The organism is uncultured Paracoccus sp. (genome assembly GCF_947487305.1).
Classification (GTDB): domain Bacteria; phylum Pseudomonadota; class Alphaproteobacteria; order Rhodobacterales; family Rhodobacteraceae; genus Paracoccus.
Genome location: NZ_CANKWH010000006.1, coordinates 93,015 through 113,023, shown reverse-complemented (window position 1 = coordinate 113,023; position 20,009 = coordinate 93,015). Strand labels below are relative to the sequence as shown.

Below are 20,009 nucleotides of genomic sequence, written 5' to 3'. Positions count from 1 at the left end.
GCCGGTCAGGCGGGAACGCGGCTGCGCGGGGCGAGGAAGACCGGCAGCATGGCGGCGAGATAGCAGAGGAAGGCGAGGCACCAGAGCAGGCCCGAGCCATAGACGCCGATCTGGTGGAACCCGCCCGCGCCCGCCGATCCGGCCCATCGGAGCGCCACCGCCAGCGGCATCAGGGCATAGGCCAGCGCCACCGCGCGCGGCGCGACCAGCGCCCGGCCGGAATGCCCCAGCGCGGCGCGGCTCATCACCGCAAGGGTCATGCCGCCGACCGCGCCGATGCCCAGCACATGCAGCGCCCCGGTCTCCGAGCCATGGCCCATCAGCGCCAGCCCCCAGAGCCCGAGGCCGAGCGCCAGCAGGCCATAGCCCAGATGCAGCGACCAGAGGATCGGCTGGCGGGCGGTCTGCAACCCGCGCCAGCCCGACAGGCGCAGCGCCGCGACCAGCCCGGCCAGCAGCGCCAGCCCTCCGGTCAGGGGATCGGGCAGGCCCGCCAGTGCCGCGAGCGCGGTCAGGATCGCCAGCGCGATGCCGGTGCCGGTCAGGACCGGCTGATCGACCGGCAGGCCGTCCGTCCGCCCCTCGCGCGTCAGGGCATTGCGGGTAAAGACCGGCGTCACCCGCCCGCCCAGCACCGCGATCATGGCGCAGAGCGTCAGCAGCCCGCCGCGCAGCCCCTGTCCGCCGGTCGAGGCGAGGCCAAGCCAGTCGAGATGCAGCATCAGGTTCGCGGTCCAGAGGAGCGATAGCATCCCGAGAAGCATCAGGTTCTGCGGCTTTGGCCGTTCCATCAGCTGCATCAGCACCTTGCCCGCAAGGACCGGCAGGAAGGCCAGATCGACCAGCGCGACCACGAGCGGCGGCAGGAGGCCTGTCAGGCACAGCGCCAGACGCCCGGCGAGCCAGAGGCACAGGGCCAGCAGGATGAAGCGCGGTCCCGCCGGTGTTGCACCGGTCCAGTTCGGCACGGCGGTCAGGAAGAAGCCGGCAATGGCGGCGCTGGCATAGCCGAAGATCATCTCATGTGCGTGCCAATAGGAGGGCGCGATGCCCAGATGCGTGCCGCCGCCCAGATAACCCGCCAGCCACAGCATCCAGACCGCGACCGAGATCACCGCCCAGAGACCTGCCGCAAGGAAGAAGGCGCGCCAGCCGACGGCGAAGAGGGGGATGGCGGTCATGGCGTTCTCTCTCTCTCTCTCTGTCAGGGCGGCGGCGCGCAGTCGCCTTGGTGATGACGCAGCCGGGCCGGCCCCGCCTTGATCGATGTCAAGTTGCCATGGCTCGGGCGGATGCGCGCTGACCGGCCGCCAAGGCGTTGAGATTCCGCGCGCGATCTGACAAAGCCTTTGGAAAGAACGGGAATCGGCAGAAGAGACGCAGGCGGATGAGCATGTCCCGAACCATCAGGATCGCCCTTGGAAGCATCGTCGTGGGCCTCGTGGTCCTCGGGCTGAAGCTCTTGGCCTGGTGGCTGACGGGTTCGGTCGCGCTCTTGTCGGATGCGCTGGAAAGCACGGTGAACGTGGCTACCGCCTTTGCCGCGCTGATCGCCATCTATGTCGCGTCGCGCCCCGCCGATGCCGGTCATCCCTATGGCCATCACAAGGCCGAGTTCTTCAGCGCCGTGCTGGAGGGGGTGATGATCATTGTCGCCGCCCTGCTGATCATGCGCGAGGCGTATTTCGCCTTCCAGCATCCGCCGGTGATCGAGGCGCCTGCCATGGGCATCGCCATCAACGCCGCCGCCGGGGTGCTGAACGCGGTCTGGTGCTGGGTGCTGATCACAAAGGGCCGCAAGCACAAGTCGCCGGCGCTGGTCGCGGACGGCAAGCATCTTCTGTCCGACGTGATCTCGTCGGGCGGGGTGCTGTTTGGGGTGATCCTTGCGGTCGCGACCGGATGGGCGATCCTTGATCCGCTGCTGGCGGGGCTGGTGGGGCTGAACATCCTCTGGTCGGGCTGGAAGGTCACTGCCTCGTCCTTGAGCGGGCTGATGGACGAGGCCGTGCCCGAGAAGACGCTGGAGACGATCCGCGCCATCATCTCGGACAAGGCCACCGGCGCGATCGAGGCGCATGACCTGCGCACCCGCCACGCCGGCAAGGTGACGTTCATCGATTTCCATCTGGTGGTGGATGGCCAGACCACGGTCGAGGATGCGCATGAGATCTGCGACCGGATCGAGCAGTCGCTGCGCGCGAAACTGCCCGAGGCGCAGATCACCATCCATGTCGAGCCTGACCACAAGGCCAAGCATTCCGGCGTGCTGGTGCTTTAACCGGCCAGCTCGGTTGCCAGCACGGCGCGCAGCCCCTCGGCCCGGATGCGGGTCAGCAGGCGGCTGGTCGCCCCGGCGAAGCCCTCATCCCAGACCAGTGCATCGGGGGCGAGGCCGGGCAGCGACAGGACCGAAGCGGTCAGCGCGCCGGCATCCGGTCCAGCCTGACCCACCAGCTGCATCAGCCGGGCGGCGCGGGGATCGTTCGGTTGCTCGCCCTTTGCCGCCAACTCAGAGAGCCAGCCGAGCCAGACGGCGGTGGCGAAGGCATAGGGTCGCAGGTCCCCGCCGCTGCCGAGCAGGTCGACGGAGGGCGAGAACCAGCGTTGCGGCAGCTTCTCGGTGCCGTCCATGGCGATCTGGCGGGTCTCGTGGGCGATGGCGGGATTGCGGAAGCGGTCCATCAGCGCCTCGGCATAGCTGGGTGCGTCAAGTCCGGCATTGCGGGGCAGGGTGGTTCCCGCCGCACGCATGTGGCGCAGGACCAGCGCCGACAGCGCCCGGTCGGCCACCACATCGCGGACATAGCGCAAGCCGAGCATCTGCCCCAGATAGGCAATGAGGGAATGGCTGCCGTTCAGCATCCTCAGCTTCATCGCCTCATGGGCGCCGACATCATGGACGAACTCGGCCCCGCCGGCTTCCCATGCCGGGCGGCCCTGAGGGAAGTGATCCTCGATCACCCATTGGGTGAAGGGCTCGGTCTCGACTGCCGCCAGATCGCGATGGCCGGTCAGCCGTTCGACATCCGACAGCGTGCGGTCGGTGACGGCGGGGGTGATGCGGTCGACCATGGTGGCGGGGAAGGCCACCTGATCGGCGATGCGCGCCGCAAGGTCCGGGTCAAGGCGGCGCGCCATGCCCAGCACACCGGCGCGCAGAAGCGTGCCGTTATCGGGCAGGTTGTCGCAACAGAGGACGGTGAAGGGGGCATGGCCCGCCGCATGTCGCGCGGCCAGGGCTGCGGTGATGATGCCCAGAACGCCCTGCGGCGCATCGGGTCGGGCCAGATCGGTGGCCACCGCCGGGTGCGTCTCGTCAATGTCCATCGCCGCCCGGTCGATGCCATAGGCCTTTTCCGAGACGGTCAGCGACAGGATGCGGATGGCCGGGTCGCTGGCGGCCTTGAGGATCCCCGCCGCATCGCCGCCGATGGCCTTCTGCCCATGCGCGCCGATCACCCGCAGCCGGTCGGTCTCGGACCGTTCGAGCAGCGAATAAAGCCCGTTCTGCGCCGTCATCGCCTGCGGCATCTCGGTGCTGCGCAGGTTGGCGCCGAGGATGCGCCAGTCGCCGCCCTCGGCCGCCAGCGCGTCATCGGTATAGACCGCCTGATGCGCACGGTGAAAGGCGCCAAGGCCCAGATGCAGGATGCCGACCCCCAGTGCGTCCCGGTCATAGCCGGGGCGGATGACGCTGGAGGGCAGGTCGGTGAGATCGGTCAGCAGCGCAGTCATCGTCAGGCTCCGTGGGACAGCGCGGCCTCGACGCCGCGCAGCTCGGCCAGACCCTTGAGGCGGCCGATGGCGGGATAGCCGGGCTGGCCGCCGCGGCCGATATCGTCAAGGATATCCTGCCCGTGATCGGGACGCATCGGGATTGTTGCATCCGGACGCCCGGCCTCGCGCCGCCGCGCCTCTTCGCGCAGCACGGCCCCGACCAGCGCCACCATGTCGGTCTGCCCGCCCAGATGCTCGTCCTCGAAGAAGGACCCCCGGATGGCGTCGCTGTCGCGGCGGACATTGCGCAGATGCAGAAAATGCACCCGGTCCCCCAGGCGGTCCATCATGCCGGGCAGGTCATTGTCGGGCCGCGCGCCAAGCGAGCCGGAACAGAGGGTGATGCCATTGGCAGGCAGGTCCACCGCCGCCATGCGCTCGACATAATCGGCCTCGGTCGACATGATCCGCGACAGGCCCAGAAGGCCGAAGGGCGGATCGTCGGGATGGCAGCAGAGCCGCATCCCCAGATCCTGCGCGACCGGGGCGACCTCTTCGAGGAAGGCGTGGAAATTGCGGCGCAGGACCGCATCCGTCACCGGGGCATAGCTGTCCAGCAGGTCGCGCACGTCCTGAAGGGTGAAGCTTTCGGCGGCGCCGGGCAGGCCGAAGACGACATTGCCGGCCAAGGCTTCGCGGGCGGCGTTGTCCATGGCGGCGAAGCGGCGCGCGGCCTCGTCCCGGACCTCTTCGGGGAAGTCCTCGGCGGCGCCCTTGCGCTGCAGGATATGGATGTCGAAGGCGGCGAAATCGGTGAAATCGAAGCGCATGCAGGTCGCGCCGGTCGGACGCCGCCAGGCCAGATCGGTGCGGGTCCAGTCGAGCACCGGCATGAAATTGTAGCAGATCACGTCGATCCCGGCGGCTTTCAGATGCCGCATCGAGGTGATCCAGTTCTCGATATGCGCGCGCCAGTCGCCGGTCTGGGTCTTGATCGCCTCGCTGACCGGCAGGCTTTCGACCACCTCCCAGTTCAGGCCCGAGGGGCTGCCATCCGTCATCCGCGCCAGATCGTCCTGACGCCTGGCGATCTCGTCCGGCGTCCAGACCGCGCCGGTCGGGACGTGATGCAGCGCGGTGACGACGCCCTGCACCCCGGCCTGCAGCATGTCATCGATGGAAACCCGGTCCTTCGGGCCGAACCAGCGCCACGTGTGTCTCATGTCAAACCTCCGTTTGCGGCCGCGCCCGGGTCGTCCGACCACAGGCAATCCGGCCCGAAATTCCTGATATCGCTGACGCCGCACAGCGCCATGGTGATGTCCATCTCGCGGGCGAGGATCGCCAGCGCGGTTTCGACGCCCTTCTGCCCCATCGCCCCCAGCCCATAGGTGAAGGCGCGGCCGACAAAGACGCCATTCGCGCCCATGGCGATGGCCTTCAGCGCCGCCTGTCCCGACTGGATGCCGCTGTCGAGATAGAGCGGATAGTCCGGCCCCACCGCGCGGCGGATCGCCGGCAGGGCGCGGATGGTCGAGGGCGCGCCGTCCAGCTGCCGCCCGCCATGGTTCGAGACGAGGATCGCCCCGGCCCCGGTCTCGACGGCGCGGCGGGCATCCTCGGGGTCATTCACGCCCTTCAGGATCACCGGCCCGCCCCATTTGCGGATGATCTGTTCCACCCGCGCCCAGTCCAGCCGCTGATCGAACTGGCGCGAGGTCCAGTCCATCAGGTCGCCCATGCTGTCCACGCCGCGCGCATGGCCGATGATATTGCCGAAGCTGCGCCGCTTCGTGCCAAGCATCCCCAGCGCCCAACGCGGATGGCAGGCGATGTTCAGGAGATTGGCCAAAGTCAGCCGGGGCGGGGCGGTCATGCGGTTCTTCAGGTCGAGATGCCGCTGGCCCTGAATGGTCAGATCCAGCGTCAACACCAGCACCGTCACCCCGGCGCGGCGGGCGCGGTCAAGGATCTTGTCCAGAAACTCCTCGTCCCTGAGCGTATAGAGCTGGAACCAGAAGGGCGCGCCGGTCGCCTCGGCGATATCCTCGAGCGAGCACATGGACATGGTGGAGAGCGTGAAGGGCACGCCCGCCGCCAGGGCCGCGCGGGCGGCATGGATCTCGCCATCCGGGTGCTGCATCCCCAGCAGCCCGACCGGCGCCAGCGCCACCGGCATCGCCACCTCGCGCCCCATCATGGTGCTGGCGAGGCTGCGATTCTCGATGTTGCGGGCGACGCGCTGGCGGAACAGGATCGGGTCGAAATCGTCGCGATTGGCACGGTAGGTGCTGCCGGTCCAGGCGCCGACATCGACATAGTCATAGAACATCTTCGGGACGCGCCGCCGGTGCAGGCGGCGCAGGTCCTCGATCTCGGTGACGACGGGCATCGGTTCAGGCCGCGAAGTCCAGTTGCACCTTGACCGCCTGCGCCCGGTCGCCGGCCAGATCGAAGGCGCGGACGGCCTCGCGAGCGGACAGGACCTGCGTGACCATTGGCGAGAGATCGATCTCGCCCGCGCCGATCATGCGGACGGCTTCGAGGAATTCCACGTCAAAGCGGTGCGTGCCGACGAATTTGAGTTCCTTGCTGACGATCAGATTGAGGGGCAGGGCGGTGCTGCCGCCGACGCCGATCTGCACCACGGTCCCCTGCGGGCGGGTGACGGCGATGGCCCCGGCGATGGCATGGGCATTGGCCGAGCATTCCAGCACCACATCGATGCGGCCCTTGTTCGGGGCATAATCCGCCAGCCCGTCGGGGTTCGTCATCACGTTCACCACCCGGTCGGCGCCGAGCCTCTGCGCGATGCCGAGGGTGAAGTCCTGCACATCGGTCACAACGATCTCGGCCGCGCCGCGCAGGCGGGCCAAGGCGGTGCAGATGGCGCCGATCGGCCCTGCGCCGGTGATCAGCACCCGCTGGCCGCGAAGATCGGGCGCATGGGTCAGGGCGTGCAGGCAGACCGACAGCGGTTCGGCCCCGGCGGCTGCCTCGGCGCTGGTGCCATCGGGCAGGGGGATGCATTGCGCCACCGGATGGGCGATCTGGCTGCGGAACATCCCCTGTTCATGCGGCATCCGCATGGCCGAGCCGTTGAAGCGCATGTTGAGGCAATGGCGCTCGATCCCGGCCTTGCAGAACTCGCATTCCCCGCAGGGACGCGAGGGCGAGAGCGAGACCAGTTGGCCGACACGAAGACCCGAGCCTTCGGGCGCGGCCTCGACCACACCGGCGGCCTCGTGGCCGAGGATGATCGGCTCCTGCACCCGGATCGGGCCGAAACCGCCATTGTGATAGTAATGCAGGTCCGAGCCGCAGATGCCCCCGCGCGCAACGCGGATCAGGGCAAGGTCAGGGGCGAGGACCGGATCGGGCTGATCCTCGATCCTCAGGTCATGGGCGGCGTAGAGACGGCAGGCAAGATCGTCGGTCATGTCACTTGTCCATCAATGAGGGAAGCCAGGTGCTGATCGCCGGAATATAGGACACCAGCAGCAGCACACCGATATTGGTGATGAGATAGGGCACCAGCGCGCGGATCACCGGGGCCAGCGGCAGGCGGGCGATATTGGCGCAGATGAACATGCAGACCCCGACCGGCGGCGTGGTCAGGCCGATCATCAGGTTCAACACGGCGAAGACCGCGAAATGCAGCGGCTCGATGCCCACGCCCTGCGCCAGCGTCATCAGCGGCACGAAGAGGATGATCAGCGCGGCAATGGTCTCCATGAACATGCCGACGACCAGCAGGATCACGTTGATCAGGAGGATCACCAGGAACTTGTTGTCGGTGACGGACAGGACCGCATCGGCGATCATCTGCGGGATGCGCTCGCTGACAAGGATCCAGCCGAAGACATTGGCGGTGCCGACAAGGGCAAGGATGCCCGCCGAGGACACCGCGCTGTCGATCAGGATGCTGGGCACCCGCCCCAGCGGCAGCTCGCGATAGATGAAGGCACCGACGACCACGGCATAGATCGAGGCGACGACGGCAGTTTCGGTCGGCGTGACAAAGCCCGACAGCATGCCGCCGACGATCAGCCCGGTCATCGCCAGCGCCCAGAAGGCACCGAGGAAGGACGATCCAAGCTCGCCCCAGCCCTGCCAGGCCTGACGCGGGAAGTTGCGGCGCACGGCGATGATATAGGTTGTCACCATCATGGCGACGCCCAGCAGGATGCCGGGCAGGGCGCCGGCAATGAACATCTTGCCGACCGAGATGCCCGACAGAGAGCCCACGATGATCATCGGCACCGAGGGCGGGATGATCGGCCCGACAGTGGATGAAGCAGCGGTCACGGCGGCGGAGAAATCGGCCGGATAGCCGGCCTTCTTCATGCCGGGGATCATCATCCCGCCGATCGAGGCGGCATCGGCGACGGCGGTGCCGGAAATGCCGCCGAACAGCATCGAGGAGGCGACGTTCGTTTGCGCCAGGCCGCCACGGACCCAGCCCACCAGCGCCTGAGCAAAGCGGATGATCCGGCCGGTGATGCCGCCGCCATTCATCAGGTTGCCGGCGAGGATGAAGCCCGGGATGCACAGCAGCACGAAGCTGTCCATGCCGGCGAACATCTTCTGCGGCACCACGACCAGCGGCATGCCCATGTAGAGCAGATAGGCGATGGACGAGAGGCCAAGGGTGATCGCCACCGGCATCCCGATGATCAGGCCGAACAGGAAGGTGACGCCAAGAACCGCGAGGCTCATTCGATCTCTCCAATCAGGTTTTCGGGGCGGCCATCGGTGGCACCGGTCAGCATGCCGATGATCCGAAGCGCGGCGGCCAGCGCCAGCATGACCAGAAGCAGCAGCACGCTGCCATGCACCCAGTCCATGCGCAGGCCCATCGCGGGCGAGGTCTGCATCGCGCCGATCTGGGTAAAGCGCAAAGCCGGGCCGATGGTCAGCGCGCAGAAGGCCAGCACCAGCGCGGCGGAGACCAGCCGCAGCACCCAGGGTCCGCGTCCGGGCAGCCCCTCGCTGAACAGATCGACATTGACCAGATCGCCGGTGAACAGCGCCATCCCGGTGCCGAAACCGGCAAGATACAGCAGCGCGAAGCGCGTCAGCTCCTCGGTCCAGACCGGCGAGCCGCCGACAAAGCTGCGCGACACCACCTGCACGGTGACGGCGACGATCAGCACCAGAAACGAGATGCCGGTGCCGAGGCGCAGGAACGCGCGCATCCAGCGGATCATATGTGCCATCTCTTCCTCCCTTGGGACAAAGCCCTGACGGACCGGTGCCCGTCACGAGCCCGGTTTGCGGATCACGGGCGGCCGGGGTTCAGCCCGGCCGCGATGGGTCAGGGGATCAGCCCTGCGTGGCGAACAGCTCTTCGACCACCGGCTTGATCTCGGGGCTGACATTGCCCAGCACCGCATCCTTGGCCTTGGCGGCGAAGGCGGCCTTGTCGCTGTCGACGAAGGTCATGCCCTTGTCCTTCAGCGACTGTTCCAGCCGCGCCTCATCCGCAAGGAACAGCTCGCGCTCGGTTGTCTGGGCGGTGGCGGCGGCCTGCATCACCGCCTCGCGGTCAGCCTCGGACAGGCGGCCCCAGCTGAGTTCCGAGATGGTCAGGTAGATCCAGGACCGCACATGCTCGGTCTTGTTCACGAATTTCTGCACCTCGTTGAAGTTCGCCGATTCGATCAGCGCCAGCGGGTTTTCCTGCGCGTCGATGGTGCCGTTCTGCAGCGAGGTGAAGACCTCGCCAAAGGCCATCGGCGTCGGCGCGGCGCCAAGCGCCTGCCAGACATTCACGAACAGCGGCACGTTCGGCACGCGCAGGCGCAGGTTCTGCAGGTCATCCGGCGTCACGATCTCGCGGTTCGAGGTCAGGTTGCGCGGGCCGCGGGCGAAATAGGTCAGCGGGCGGACCTGCGCCTTGGCCAGGATCTCGGCCTCGATCTGCTTGCCGATATCGCCCGAGGCGACCTCGTCCATCTGCTCGAGCGAGTTATAGGCATAGGGCACGGCCAGCAGGGCGGCCATCGGCGCCCAGTTCTGCAGGCTTTCGCCGGTGATGGTCATGTCGGCGGTGCCAAGCTGCATCCCGTTGATCAGATCGACCTCTTTCCCCAGCGATTCATTGGGGAAGACCTCGACGGCGACGCGGCCCTCGGTCAGCTTCGCCACTTCCTCGGCGAATTTCAGCGAGGCGAGGTGCCAGCCGTTCTGTTCATTGGCCAGGTGGCCCAGCTTCAGCGTGATCTCGGCGGTCTGCGCCCCGGCGCGGATCGCGGGGGTGGCCAGCAGGGCGGCGCCGGCAAGGGCGGTGAAATGGCGGCGGGTCAGGTTCATGGTCGGGTTCCTCCGGTCGTGATGGTCATTTGGTGAAAAGTTCGGGGCGGCTGCTGGCGACCTCGGGCAGATCGGCCAGCAATTCGCGCAGGTGCAGGCGCATCGCCTGTTCGGCGGCATCGGCATCGCGCTGGCGCAGCCCTTCGACAATGGCGGCGTGCTGATCGGTCAGCCGTCTTGCGTCAAAGGCTCGCGCGGTGATGTGGCGCAGCCGGTTCATGTGGGATTTGAGGCCCTCGAGCACGGTCCAGACGGCCTCCTGTTCCGCGGCCGAGGCCAGAAGGAAATGGAAGCGGTCATCCAGCCGCACGAACTCCTCGATATCGTCGCGGTCGATGGCGGCGCGCTGCATCTCGATCTCGCGGTCGAGCCGGGACAGCAGCGCGTCATCGGCCCGGTCACAGACCATGCGGATCAGGTCGCTTTCCACCGCCTCGCGGATCAGCCGGGCCGACAGAACGGCCGACAGGGAAATCCGGCTGATGAAGGTGCCGCGCTGCGGGCGCACCTCGGCCAGACCTTCCGAGGTCAGGCGGATGAAGGCCTCGCGCACCGGCTGGCGGCTGACGCCGATCTGCTTGCCGATCTCGCCCTCGCTGACCCGGCTGCCCGGCGGCAACTCGCCGCGCAGGATCGCGTCGCGCAGCCAGTCATAGACCTGCGGGGCCGCCGAGATGGTGAGATCGAGCACGGGCTGCATTGACATGATTCCTCCCCTTGCCGTGTTGTATTGCATACTTCCATACTAGTAAATCAATTTCTTTGCGTGATCGCGGCGAAGTGTCGGCCACCGGCGCGCTGCCGGGTTCTTGTCTGCCCGCGTCCTGCCTGCTATCAGCCCCGCCTTTCTCGGAAACGGCGGTGAGACATGCCCAGGCTTGGGATCGACTTCGGCACTTCGAACAGCGGCGCGGCGATTGCCGTGGATGGCAAGGTGCGCCTTCTGCCGCTCGAGCCGGGCAAGTCCACGCTGCCGACGGCGGTCTTTCTCGATTATGACACGCGCGAGACGCTTGTGGGCAGCGATGCCGTCGCCGCGATGATCGACGGGCGCGAGGGGCGCTTCATGCGGGCGCTGAAAAGCATTCTCGGCACCCCGCTGGCGCGCGAGCGGCGGCAGTTCCTGAACCGCCGGCTGACGCTGCTCGAGATCGTGGCCGAATTCCTCAGCGAGGTCCGGCTCAGATCCGACGCCGCGACCGGGCTGACCTTCCGCAGCGCGGTGGCCGGTCGGCCGGTGCATTTTCACAGCAGCGACGCCGGGCGGGATGCGCAGGCCGCCGCCGATCTGGACGAGTGCTATCGCATGGCCGGGTTCGACGATGTGCGCTTTCTGAACGAGCCCGAGGCGGCGGCGCTGGCCGCTGGTCGCATGCCGGGGCTTTCGCTGGTTGTCGACATTGGCGGCGGCACCTCGGATTTCACCCTGTTCGAGGGCAGCGACGGGGCGGGCCGGGTGCTGGCGAGCCACGGGATCCGGCTTGGCGGCACCGATTTCGACCGGGCGCTGAGCCTCGGGCGGGTGATGCCGCTGCTGGGGCTTGGCGGTGAGTTGCGCAATGAGATCGGGACCGGCCGTCACGATGTGCCGCGCGCGATCTATCACCAGTTGGCGAGCTGGGAACGGATCGCCTTTCTCTACAGCCCGGCGACGCTGCGCGCGGCGCGGAAGATGGAGAAGCTCGCCTGCGACCCCGTGCGGCTGGCGCGCCTGGTGCGGGTGCTGGAGGATGAGACCGGCCATGACATCGCCTTCGCGGTCGAGGCGGCGAAGATCGCGGCCAACAGCGGCGCGGCGGCCGGCATCGACCTGACGCCGGCCGAGCACGGCTTGCGCCCCGGTCTGTCGCCGGCTGATCTGGTCGAGTTCTGTGGCCCCCTGGCGCTGCGCATCGGGCAGGCCTTGGCCGAGACGCTGAAGCTGGCCGGTGTCGCGCCGGATGCCGTCAGCCGGGCCATCCTGGTCGGCGGGTCCAGCCTGCTGGCCACGGTCGATCTTGCCGTCCGCGCCGAACTGCCCGGCGCCGCGATCGAGCGGGGCGATGTCTTCACCGCCGTTCTGAGCGGGCTGGCCTTGTCCGGAGGCTCTGCCGGGCCGGGCTGAGGCCCCGATCCTTCGCAAGCCGATGCGGGTCTGGGGTCGCTATTGCGGCGCGAGGCGCATCAGCGCCTTGCCCTCAGCACCCAGCAGGATCAGCTTGCCCAACTCGTCGATCTGCCAATTGCGCGTCGCGGCGAGGGCGGCGAAGAACTTGGCCTCCTGATCGCCAAGCGCCGGAACGCATCCCATGCGCGTCGATGCGATCGGGCCGAAGCTCAGGGCATCGCCCTCGATCACGGCAGTGCCGGTCATGCGATTGCAGCCGCCGCTGCCGGTGACGGTGCCATCGGCGGCAAGCTCCAGCAGGCTTTGCGCATTGTCGATCACCCCGCCGCCGCCGATATCCTCGGCCAGCCAGCGGCCCGTGGGGGTATCGGCGGGGGTATCGGCGGGCGCGGGTTCGGGGCTGGCGGCAACCCGCTCGACCACGATATCGGTGGCATCGGGTTCGGGGCCGAAGACCGCGTGTCGGCTGGTGTTGATGAAGAGCAATTGACCCGCCACGGTGATCCGCGCCTGCAGCGCATAGCTGTGGCCCTCGGTCAGATCGGCATCGTCATAGGTGATCTGGAAGGGCACCGGCACCTGATGGCTGGGCGTGAGGGTGGTTTCGCCCAGCAGCGTCGCGGGCGCATCGGCCAGCGACACATCGACCAGCTGCACGGTGATCTCGGCCTCGGGCGGCAGGGCCATGCGCTCGCGATAGGTAACGGTGCCGTCCAGCGTGCGCGTCTCGGCCAGCGCCGCGACCGGGGCGGCCAGGGCGGCTGAAAGGGTCGTCCCCAGAAGGATGGTCTTGAAGGACAGGGTCATGATCGTCTCCGTGCAGATGTCGGGCAGACCCTAGCGGTCTGGCCGGGACAAGCCAGAGGATGCACCAAATGGTGATGAGCGGCGACGTGGCGAAAGCGCCCGCCGGCGCCGGATCTGTCAGCTGTCGGCGCAACGGGCGGTGCTGTCGCGGATGACCAGCTCGACCGGCAGGATGGTTTCCAGCGGCGCCTCGGCCCCGGTCTCGGTCCCGGTCTCGGCGGCGATCAGCTTCAGCAGCACGTCGGCGGCGGTACGGCCGGCGTCATATTGCTGGATGCGCACGGTGGTCAGGCGGGGGCGGATCAGTTCGAGAAAGGACATGTCGTTGAAGCCCGTGACCGAGACATCGGCGGGGCAGGCGAGGCCCTGCGCGGCCAGCCCGTCGATGGCGCCAAGCGCCAGACGGTCGTTGGCGCAAAGGATCGCGGTGAAGCGCGCGCCCGAGGCCAGCAGATCGGTGGCGGCGCGGCGGCCCTCGGCCTCGTCGAAGCGGCTGGCCTCGACGATCAGCCGCTCGTCCAGGTCCAGTGCCAGTTCCTCTGCCACCTTGCGAAAGGCGGCTTGCCGCAGCTGCCCGGTGGACAGGTGCTGCGGTCCGGCCAGATGGGCGATGCGGCGATGGCCAAGGCCGATCAGGTGCTGCAACATGCCCCTGACCCCGGCTTCCTCGTCATTGATGACATAGGGAATGCGCGAGTTTTCCACCATCCGGTTCAGGGTGACGACGGGCACACCATCCTCGGCGGCATGGGTGATGCAGGGGTCGCTCAGCAGCACGGCGGCGTGGATGATGCCATCGACGCCGCGATCGCGCAGGACATTCAACAGCCGGTTCTCGCGTTCGGCCTCGCTGTCGGTATTGACGATGATCGTGGCATAGCCGAGCGGCTCCAGCACGCTTTCGATGCCGCGCAGGATCGGCGGGAAGATCACGTTGGTGATGTCGGGGATCATCACGCCCACGGTCATGGTCCGGTTGGTGCGCAGCCCGGCGGCGATTCGATTCGGCCGATAGCCGAGGGAATCGGCGGTGTCGCGGATTTTCGTGACCACTTCGGGGGTCAGTGTGTCGCTGAGCGCCGGGTCCAGCGCGCGCGAGACGGTCGAGACATGAACCCCCACCTCGGCGGCGATATCCTTGAGGGTTACGCGTTTTTTCACCATGTCCACTCTCCGTCTCGACAGCGCCAGTATAGGGTGATCCGCGCCACACGCAATCGTTTGCGCAATTCTGTTGACGGACCATTTGCCGCATGTTACCTCATTACGCAATCGTTTGCGTGAAGCGGCGATCTGGGCGCACAAGGCCCGGAGGAGACATCGGAGACAATCGGTTCCGCCGGGCTGGAGGGCAGGGGGAACCGGATGCGGCGGGCGGGGAAGCCTGTCCGAAACGGGCCGCCTCACGGGCGGGGCTGCCGGGATGCCTTGTGCATTTTGTATCTGGGAGGATGCGATGAGATTAGCAAAATTCATGGCCACGACCGCAGTCGCGGCATCGATGGCCATCGGCGCGGGCGCGGCCAGCGCGCAGGCGATCAAGATCGGGGCCTCGCTGCCGATCACCGGCGGGTTGTCGGTCAGCGGCGAAAAGCACCGCCGCGGCTACGAGCTTTGCACCAAGCTGATCAACGAGGCGGGCGGCATTCTGGGGCGTCCGGTCGAGCTTCTGGTGTCCGACAACCGCTCGGACCCGGCGACGGCGATCAACCAGTACGAACGCTTCATCAATGTCGACAAGGTCGATGCGGTCTATGGCACGTTTTCCAGCCGGCTGACCTTCCCGGTGGCCAGCATCCTGTCGAAATACAACATGGTGCATCCGATCCCCTCGGGCGGCGCGCTGCGCATCTATGAACAGGGTTACAAGAACCTGTTCTATTTCCAGGTCAATGCCGCTGAATATACCGGCAAGGACGTGGTCGGTGTGATCAATGAATATGTCGCCGCCGACCAGAAGCCCAAGACCGCCGCGATCGTCCATGCCGAGGACTTCTTTGCCAATGCCATCGCCGCCGGGCTGATGGGCGAGAAGGTCACTGATCCGGCCACCAATCAGGAAATCGCCGATCTGGCGCCGGGCTATCTGAAGGAGGCCGGGATCGAGGTGGTGATGACCGAGATCTGGCCGGAAGAGGGGTTCAACGACTGGTTGAACCTGGCCAATTCGGTCAAGCGTTCGGGCGCCGAGATGATCATCGGCCTGACCGCCTCGGCCGAGGAGGCGGTGCAGCTGACCCGCGCCTTCAAGACCGTCGGCGCGACGCCGAAGCTGGTCTATCTCAGCCAGGGCGCGCAGAACGAATATGTCGAGGGTGTGGGCGCCGAGGCGGCCGAGGGCGTCCTGATCCACACCACCTGGGATGGCGGCGTGCCCTTCCAGGGCAAGCTGGCCGGCCAACCCTACAGCAATGCCGATTTCATCGCCGCCTTTACCGCCGAATATGGCGTTGCCCCGGACGAGGACAGCGCCATTCCCTTTGCCGTCTGTCAGGGGATCGAACAGGCGATCAACGGCGCCGGCACGACCGACAATGCCAAGATGGGCGAATGGCTGCATGCCCGCACGCCCGAGGATCCGGTGCAGACGGTGCTGGGCAATTTCTCCTGGGACGAGGTCGGGCTGCCGCGCGAGAAAAGCCACGTGATGACCCAATGGCAGGGCGGCGAGCTGAAATTCGTCTTCCCCACCGGCGAGTTCGAGGGGGTCGTGCCCTTCGAATTTCCCAAGAACACCTTCTGACCCGTGAGAGCCGGGCGGGGGCCTTGGCGGTCCCTGCCCATCCCGAACCGCAATCGACTCGTATCAAGAACGGAGACCAAGCCGATGCTTGACGTCAGGAATCTGTGCAAACATTTCGGAGGGATCCGCGCCGTGGATGGTGCGAGTTTCACCGTCGAGAAGGGATCGATCACCGCGCTGATCGGACCCAACGGCGCCGGCAAGACCACCGCCTTCAACTGCATCAGCCGCACCGCGCAACCGACCTCGGGCGAGGTCTGGCTGGACGGGCAGCGGATCGACCAGTTGCGCCCCCACAAGATCACCGGCCGCGGCCTCAGCCGCACCTTCCAGATCTCGCGCAATCTGGGCGACATGACGGTGCTGGAAAACGTCATCGTGCAATCCAAGGTCGACGGCCTGCGCGGGTTGTTCCGCCCCGCCTTCAGCAGCGCGGAAAAGGACAAGGCGATGGGAATCCTCGATTTCCTCGGCATCACCCGGATCGCCTATGAGGACGGCCACAACCTGTCCTATGGCCAGAAGAAGCTGATGGATCTGGCGGCGCTTCTGATGTCGGACCCCAAGATCATTCTGCTGGACGAGCCTGCTGGCGGGGTGAACCCCTCGCTGCTGGAAGAGATCATCGATCATATCCGCGCCCTGAACGAGAAGGGCCTGACGGTCCTGATCGTCGAGCACAACATGGACCTGATCATGCGGCTGTCGCACAAGGTCGTGGTCATGGCGCAGGGCAAGGTGATCTGTTCCGGCACGCCCGAGATGGTGCGCGAGGACCCGCAGGTGCTGGACGCCTATCTGGGCGGCGTGCTGGAGGAGGCGGCCTGATGACCGATCTTCTGCAAGTCACCAATATCACCGCAGGCTATGGCGACGGTCCGGCGATCCTTGACGGGGCGCATCTGACGGTCGAGCCGGGCAAGGTCCATTGCATCATCGGCCCGAACGGCGCGGGGAAATCCACGCTGCTGAAGTCGATCTGCGGCATGCTGAGCATCCGCAAGGGCGACGTGATCTTCAAGGGCGAGCGGCTGAACGGGCTGCGCCCCGACCAGATCCTGCGCAAGGGCATCTGCTTCGTGCCGCAGGAACGCGCGCTGTTTCCCAAGATGACGGTGCGGGAGAACCTGCGCATGGGCGGCTTCACGCTGGATGACAGCAAGGAGCTGGACCGCCGCGTCGGCGAGATCATGGAGCGTTTCCCAATCCTGAGGGAACGCGCCGACCAGTTCGCCGGCACCATGTCGGGCGGGCAGCAGCAGACGCTGGCCATGGCCCGCACGCTGATCATCAAGCCCGACATCATCATGCTGGACGAGCCCTCGCTCGGTCTCGCGCCGAAGATCGTGCAGGAGATGTTCGACATCATGAAGATGATCTCGGACGAGGGCGTAACCGTCCTTCTGGTCGAGCAGAACGCCCTGATGGGGCTGAGAAATTCCGACTATGGCGTGGTGCTGGATCTGGGCCGCACGCTGTTCGAGGGGCCGGCGCCCGAGGTTCTGGCCGATCCCCGCATTCAGGAACTCTATCTCGGCGGCAAGAAGGCCGCCTGAAGGAGCAATTCATGGCTGAGATCATTCAAATCCTCATCCTCGGACTGGCGCTTGGCGGAGTCATCGCGCTGATGGGCTCGGGCCTGTCCCTGGTCTTCGGGGTCATGCATATCGTGAACCTCGCGCATCCGGCGCTGATCGTCGCCGGGGCCTATGTGACCTTTCTGGGCTTCCGCTATCTGGGGATCGATCCGATCCTGATGATGATCCCCTCGGCCATCGTCATGGCCGTGGTGGGCGTCGTCATCTACAAGCTCATTTTCGAGAAAGAGGCGCGCAGCGCCAAATACTCGGAAATGACGGTGCTTCTGACCTTCGCGCTGGCCATGTCGGTCGAGGGTCTCTTGGGCGTCCTCTTCACCAATACCCACCGCGTCACCTCGCCCGCCTATGCGACCGACGCCTTCTTCATCGGCAATGTCTTCATCCCCAAGGGCCAGCTTTACGCCGGGGTGATCTCGCTGACGCTGATCGCCGGGGTGGCGCTGTTCCTGAAATACTCGCGCCTCGGCTATGCCATCCGCGCGACCACCCAGAACCGCGAGGCGGCCGAACTGCTGGGCGTGAACGTGAACCGGATCAGCATCATCAGCTTCGCGCTTGGCCTTGCGCTGGCCGGGGCAGCGGGGTCGCTGGTCAGCTTCGTCTTTTCCTTCTTCCCGGCGAAACATTGGGAATGGATCCCGATGCTGATGTCGGTCGTCGTGCTGGGCGGCATGGGCAGCATCCTTGGCACCGTCGTCGGTGCGCTGGTCCTGTCGGTCATCGCCGCCTTTGTCGGCACCTGGATCGGCGCCACCTGGTCCACGATGACCTTCTTCCTCGCCCTGTTCGTCATCCTGCTGGTCCGGCCGCAAGGCCTGTTCGGCGAGAAACCGGAGATGTCCTGATGACTGCCACCCATCTGCAAACCACCAGCGCCAGTGCCGTCGTCGAGGCGCGCCGCGCCCATAACCTGAAACTCGCCCGCAAATCCGACCAGAGTCGCGCGACCTGGTTCCCGCTGGTGCTGCTGGCGGTGCTGACCGCCCTTCCGCTGCTGCAATTCACCGGCAATTACAACTACCTGCTGCATCTGGTGCTGTTCACCGCCTCCTATGCGGCGATGGCCTCGGGCTGGAACATCCTCGGCGGCTTTACCGGCTATGTCTCGCTGGGGCACGCGGTCTTCTTCGGCATCGGCGGCTATGTCTCGGGCATGATCCTCGCGCGTTACGGCGTCAGCTCGCTGATCACCGCGCCGCTGGCCGGTCTGATCGCCGCGATCATCGGCTACGGCGTCGGTCTGATCACGCTGAAGGTGCGCGGGCCCAGCTTCATCATCTCGTCGATCGCGCTTCTGATGATCGCCCGAATTCTCTTTGACAACTGGGGCTTCATCGGCGGGGCGAACGGGCTGACGCTGCCCACCAACAGCCTGTCGGCGGAATGGAGCAAGCTGCCCTATTACTATGCCATGCTGGTGATCGCCGCCGTGTCGGTCTGGGCCAGCTACCGGATCAAGCATTCCAAGTTCGGCCTTGGGCTGCGCGCCATCGCCAAGGACGAGATCAAGGCCGAAAGCGCCGGTATCAATACCCGCTTCTACAAGGTGCTGGCCTTCGCACTCTCGGCCTTCTTCGTCGGCATGGCGGGCGCGGTCTGGGGCGAATACCTGACCTATCTGCGGCCGAACATCTTCCTCTTGATCGGGGTCTCGGCCAATCTGGTGCTGATGTCGATCCTCGGCGGCAAGGGCACCATCGCCGGGCCGGTCATCGGTGCCATCCTGATCGTCGCGCTGAACGAGATCTTCGTGGCGCTGCTGGGGGCATCCGAGATCAACATCCTCGGCACCGGCGTGGTGATGATCCTGGTCCTGATGTTCTTCCCCCTGGGCATCGTCGGCACGCTGGCCAAAAGCGGCCGCCTGCCCCGGCTGCTGAACTGGGACTGAGGCCATGACCCATCCCGACCTCGGCTCGCTGGTCCTCTACAACGCCCCGCAATCGACCTGCAGCCAGCGCGTCCGCTATGCGCTGCACCACAAGGGGCTGGGCTTCGAGGAGAGGAAGCTGGACCTTTTTACCGGGGATCAGCTGAAGCCCGACTATCTGGCTCTGAACCCCAATGGCGTGGTGCCGACGCTGCTCCATGACGGCGAGCCGGTGATCGATTCCGCGGTGATCCTGGAATATCTCGAGGATGTGGCGGGGGATCTTGCCCCGCTGCGCCCGAAGGATCCGCTTGAGATCGCCCGGATGCGCGCGATGATGCGCTTCATCGACGAGGTGCCGGCAGGGGCGATCCGGGTGCCGTCCTACAACCTCGCCTTCCTGCCGCATTATCAGGCGATGACCGAGGGAGAGTTCCGGGCGCTCTGCGACAGCAAGCCCCTGCGCCGGGAATTTCTGATGAAGATGGGCCGCACGGGCTTCCCGAAGCCCGAGATGGACGAGGCGCTGAGCCGTCTGCAACGCGGCATCGACCGCATGGCCGGCTGGCTGGCCGAGAGCGGCGGGCCCTGGCTGATGGGCCGCGAGCTTGGCCTTGCCGATGTCATGATCCTGCCGGTGATCGTCCGGATGGAGGATATCGGCCTTGACCACCTGTGGCGCGATGCGCCGCAGATCGGCGACTGGCAGATCGGCGACTGGCTTGCCTCCATGCAGGCCAGCCCGGCCTATCGCAAGACCTATTACCACGGGTCGCTGCTGACCGAGAAATACCCGCATCTTCGGCAAAGCCTGAAGGCGGGAAGCGCGGCCTGAGGCCGCCCCAT

19 protein-coding genes are annotated in these 20,009 nt (G+C 66.5%); 8 read left to right on the top strand and 11 right to left on the bottom strand.

Features of this window, described 5'->3' with window-relative positions:
* Nucleotides 1-5: 5 nt before the first annotated feature.
* Entirely contained in the window at nt 6-1,181 is a 1,176-nt protein-coding gene (locus Q1A36_RS09380) for an NnrS family protein (protein WP_299842621.1), read from the bottom strand.
* 212 nt (nt 1,182-1,393) lie between these two features.
* Here Q1A36_RS09380 and Q1A36_RS09375 point away from each other — a divergent pair, with 212 nt between their 5' ends.
* Nucleotides 1,394-2,281, top strand: a complete 888-nt coding sequence (locus Q1A36_RS09375) for a cation diffusion facilitator family transporter (protein ID WP_299842618.1) — start codon at nt 1,394-1,396, stop codon at nt 2,279-2,281.
* Here Q1A36_RS09375 and Q1A36_RS09370 read toward each other — a convergent pair.
* The 8 genes from Q1A36_RS09370 to Q1A36_RS09335 all read right to left on the bottom strand — a co-directional run bounded on the left by Q1A36_RS09370 (nt 2,278) and on the right by Q1A36_RS09335 (nt 10,741).
* Complete coding sequence (locus tag Q1A36_RS09370; protein WP_299842615.1) at nt 2,278-3,738, bottom strand: mannitol dehydrogenase family protein; 1,461 nt, start codon at nt 3,736-3,738, stop codon at nt 2,278-2,280. The two genes, Q1A36_RS09375 and Q1A36_RS09370, sit on opposite strands and share 4 nt — an antisense overlap.
* Before the next feature lie 2 nt (nt 3,739-3,740).
* Complete coding sequence (uxuA, locus tag Q1A36_RS09365) at nt 3,741-4,943, bottom strand: mannonate dehydratase (protein ID WP_299842612.1); 1,203 nt, start codon at nt 4,941-4,943, stop codon at nt 3,741-3,743.
* The gene (locus Q1A36_RS09360; RefSeq protein WP_299842609.1) at nt 4,940-6,112 is read right to left on the bottom strand and encodes an alpha-hydroxy acid oxidase; all 1,173 of its coding nucleotides are present in this window, start codon (nt 6,110-6,112) and stop codon (nt 4,940-4,942) included. The genes uxuA and Q1A36_RS09360 overlap by 4 nt, the downstream gene beginning before the upstream one ends.
* A gap of 4 nt (nt 6,113-6,116) precedes the next feature.
* On the bottom strand, nt 6,117-7,160 hold the full coding sequence (locus Q1A36_RS09355) for an L-idonate 5-dehydrogenase (protein ID WP_299842606.1): 1,044 nt from the start codon (nt 7,158-7,160) through the stop codon (nt 6,117-6,119).
* Nucleotide 7,161: 1 nt separating this feature from the next.
* Nucleotides 7,162-8,439: a TRAP transporter large permease gene (locus Q1A36_RS09350; RefSeq protein WP_299842603.1), complete on the bottom strand. Its 1,278-nt coding sequence runs from the start codon at nt 8,437-8,439 to the stop codon at nt 7,162-7,164.
* The gene (locus Q1A36_RS09345) at nt 8,436-8,939 is read right to left on the bottom strand and encodes a TRAP transporter small permease (protein WP_299842600.1); all 504 of its coding nucleotides are present in this window, start codon (nt 8,937-8,939) and stop codon (nt 8,436-8,438) included. The genes Q1A36_RS09350 and Q1A36_RS09345 overlap by 4 nt, the downstream gene beginning before the upstream one ends.
* Nucleotides 8,940-9,045: 106 nt before the next feature.
* Complete coding sequence (locus tag Q1A36_RS09340; RefSeq protein ID WP_299842597.1) at nt 9,046-10,035, bottom strand: TRAP transporter substrate-binding protein; 990 nt, start codon at nt 10,033-10,035, stop codon at nt 9,046-9,048.
* Between the two features lie 25 nt (nt 10,036-10,060).
* Nucleotides 10,061-10,741 (bottom strand): GntR family transcriptional regulator, encoded by a 681-nt coding sequence (locus Q1A36_RS09335; protein ID WP_299842594.1) that lies wholly within the window; start codon nt 10,739-10,741, stop codon nt 10,061-10,063.
* A gap of 162 nt (nt 10,742-10,903) precedes the next feature.
* On the opposite strand from Q1A36_RS09335, the gene Q1A36_RS09330 reads away from it, so the two are divergent.
* On the top strand, nt 10,904-12,139 hold the full coding sequence (locus Q1A36_RS09330; RefSeq protein WP_299842591.1) for an Hsp70 family protein: 1,236 nt from the start codon (nt 10,904-10,906) through the stop codon (nt 12,137-12,139).
* 39 nt (nt 12,140-12,178) lie between these two features.
* Here the strand turns inward: Q1A36_RS09330 and Q1A36_RS09325 are convergent, their stop codons facing one another.
* Both Q1A36_RS09325 and Q1A36_RS09320 read right to left on the bottom strand, forming a co-directional pair.
* Entirely contained in the window at nt 12,179-12,949 is a 771-nt protein-coding gene (locus Q1A36_RS09325; protein WP_299842588.1) for a YbaY family lipoprotein, read from the bottom strand.
* A 117-nt stretch (nt 12,950-13,066) separates the two neighbouring features.
* Nucleotides 13,067-14,113 carry a LacI family DNA-binding transcriptional regulator gene (locus Q1A36_RS09320; protein WP_299842585.1) on the bottom strand — a complete coding sequence of 349 codons (1,047 nt, stop codon included), beginning with the start codon at nt 14,111-14,113 and terminating at the stop codon, nt 13,067-13,069.
* A gap of 310 nt (nt 14,114-14,423) precedes the next feature.
* Here Q1A36_RS09320 and Q1A36_RS09315 point away from each other — a divergent pair, with 310 nt between their 5' ends.
* The 6 genes from Q1A36_RS09315 (at nt 14,424) to Q1A36_RS09290 (ending at nt 19,998) form a co-directional block, all read left to right on the top strand.
* Complete coding sequence (locus Q1A36_RS09315; RefSeq protein ID WP_299842582.1) at nt 14,424-15,692, top strand: amino acid ABC transporter substrate-binding protein; 1,269 nt, start codon at nt 14,424-14,426, stop codon at nt 15,690-15,692.
* Nucleotides 15,693-15,824: 132 nt separating this feature from the next.
* Nucleotides 15,825-16,520 (top strand): ABC transporter ATP-binding protein, encoded by a 696-nt coding sequence (locus tag Q1A36_RS09310; protein ID WP_299842579.1) that lies wholly within the window; start codon nt 15,825-15,827, stop codon nt 16,518-16,520.
* Nucleotides 16,520-17,248, top strand: a complete 729-nt coding sequence (locus Q1A36_RS09305) for an ABC transporter ATP-binding protein (RefSeq protein WP_299842576.1) — start codon at nt 16,520-16,522, stop codon at nt 17,246-17,248. Before Q1A36_RS09310 ends, Q1A36_RS09305 begins: the two co-directional genes overlap by 1 nt.
* Nucleotides 17,249-17,259: 11 nt before the next feature.
* The gene (locus Q1A36_RS09300; RefSeq protein WP_299842573.1) at nt 17,260-18,138 is read left to right on the top strand and encodes a branched-chain amino acid ABC transporter permease; all 879 of its coding nucleotides are present in this window, start codon (nt 17,260-17,262) and stop codon (nt 18,136-18,138) included.
* Nucleotides 18,138-19,184, top strand: a complete 1,047-nt coding sequence (locus Q1A36_RS09295; protein WP_299842570.1) for a branched-chain amino acid ABC transporter permease — start codon at nt 18,138-18,140, stop codon at nt 19,182-19,184. The genes Q1A36_RS09300 and Q1A36_RS09295 overlap by 1 nt, the downstream gene beginning before the upstream one ends.
* Nucleotides 19,185-19,188: 4 nt before the next feature.
* Entirely contained in the window at nt 19,189-19,998 is an 810-nt protein-coding gene (locus tag Q1A36_RS09290) for a glutathione S-transferase family protein (RefSeq protein ID WP_299842567.1), read from the top strand.
* The last annotated feature ends 11 nt before the right edge of the window (nt 19,999-20,009 follow it).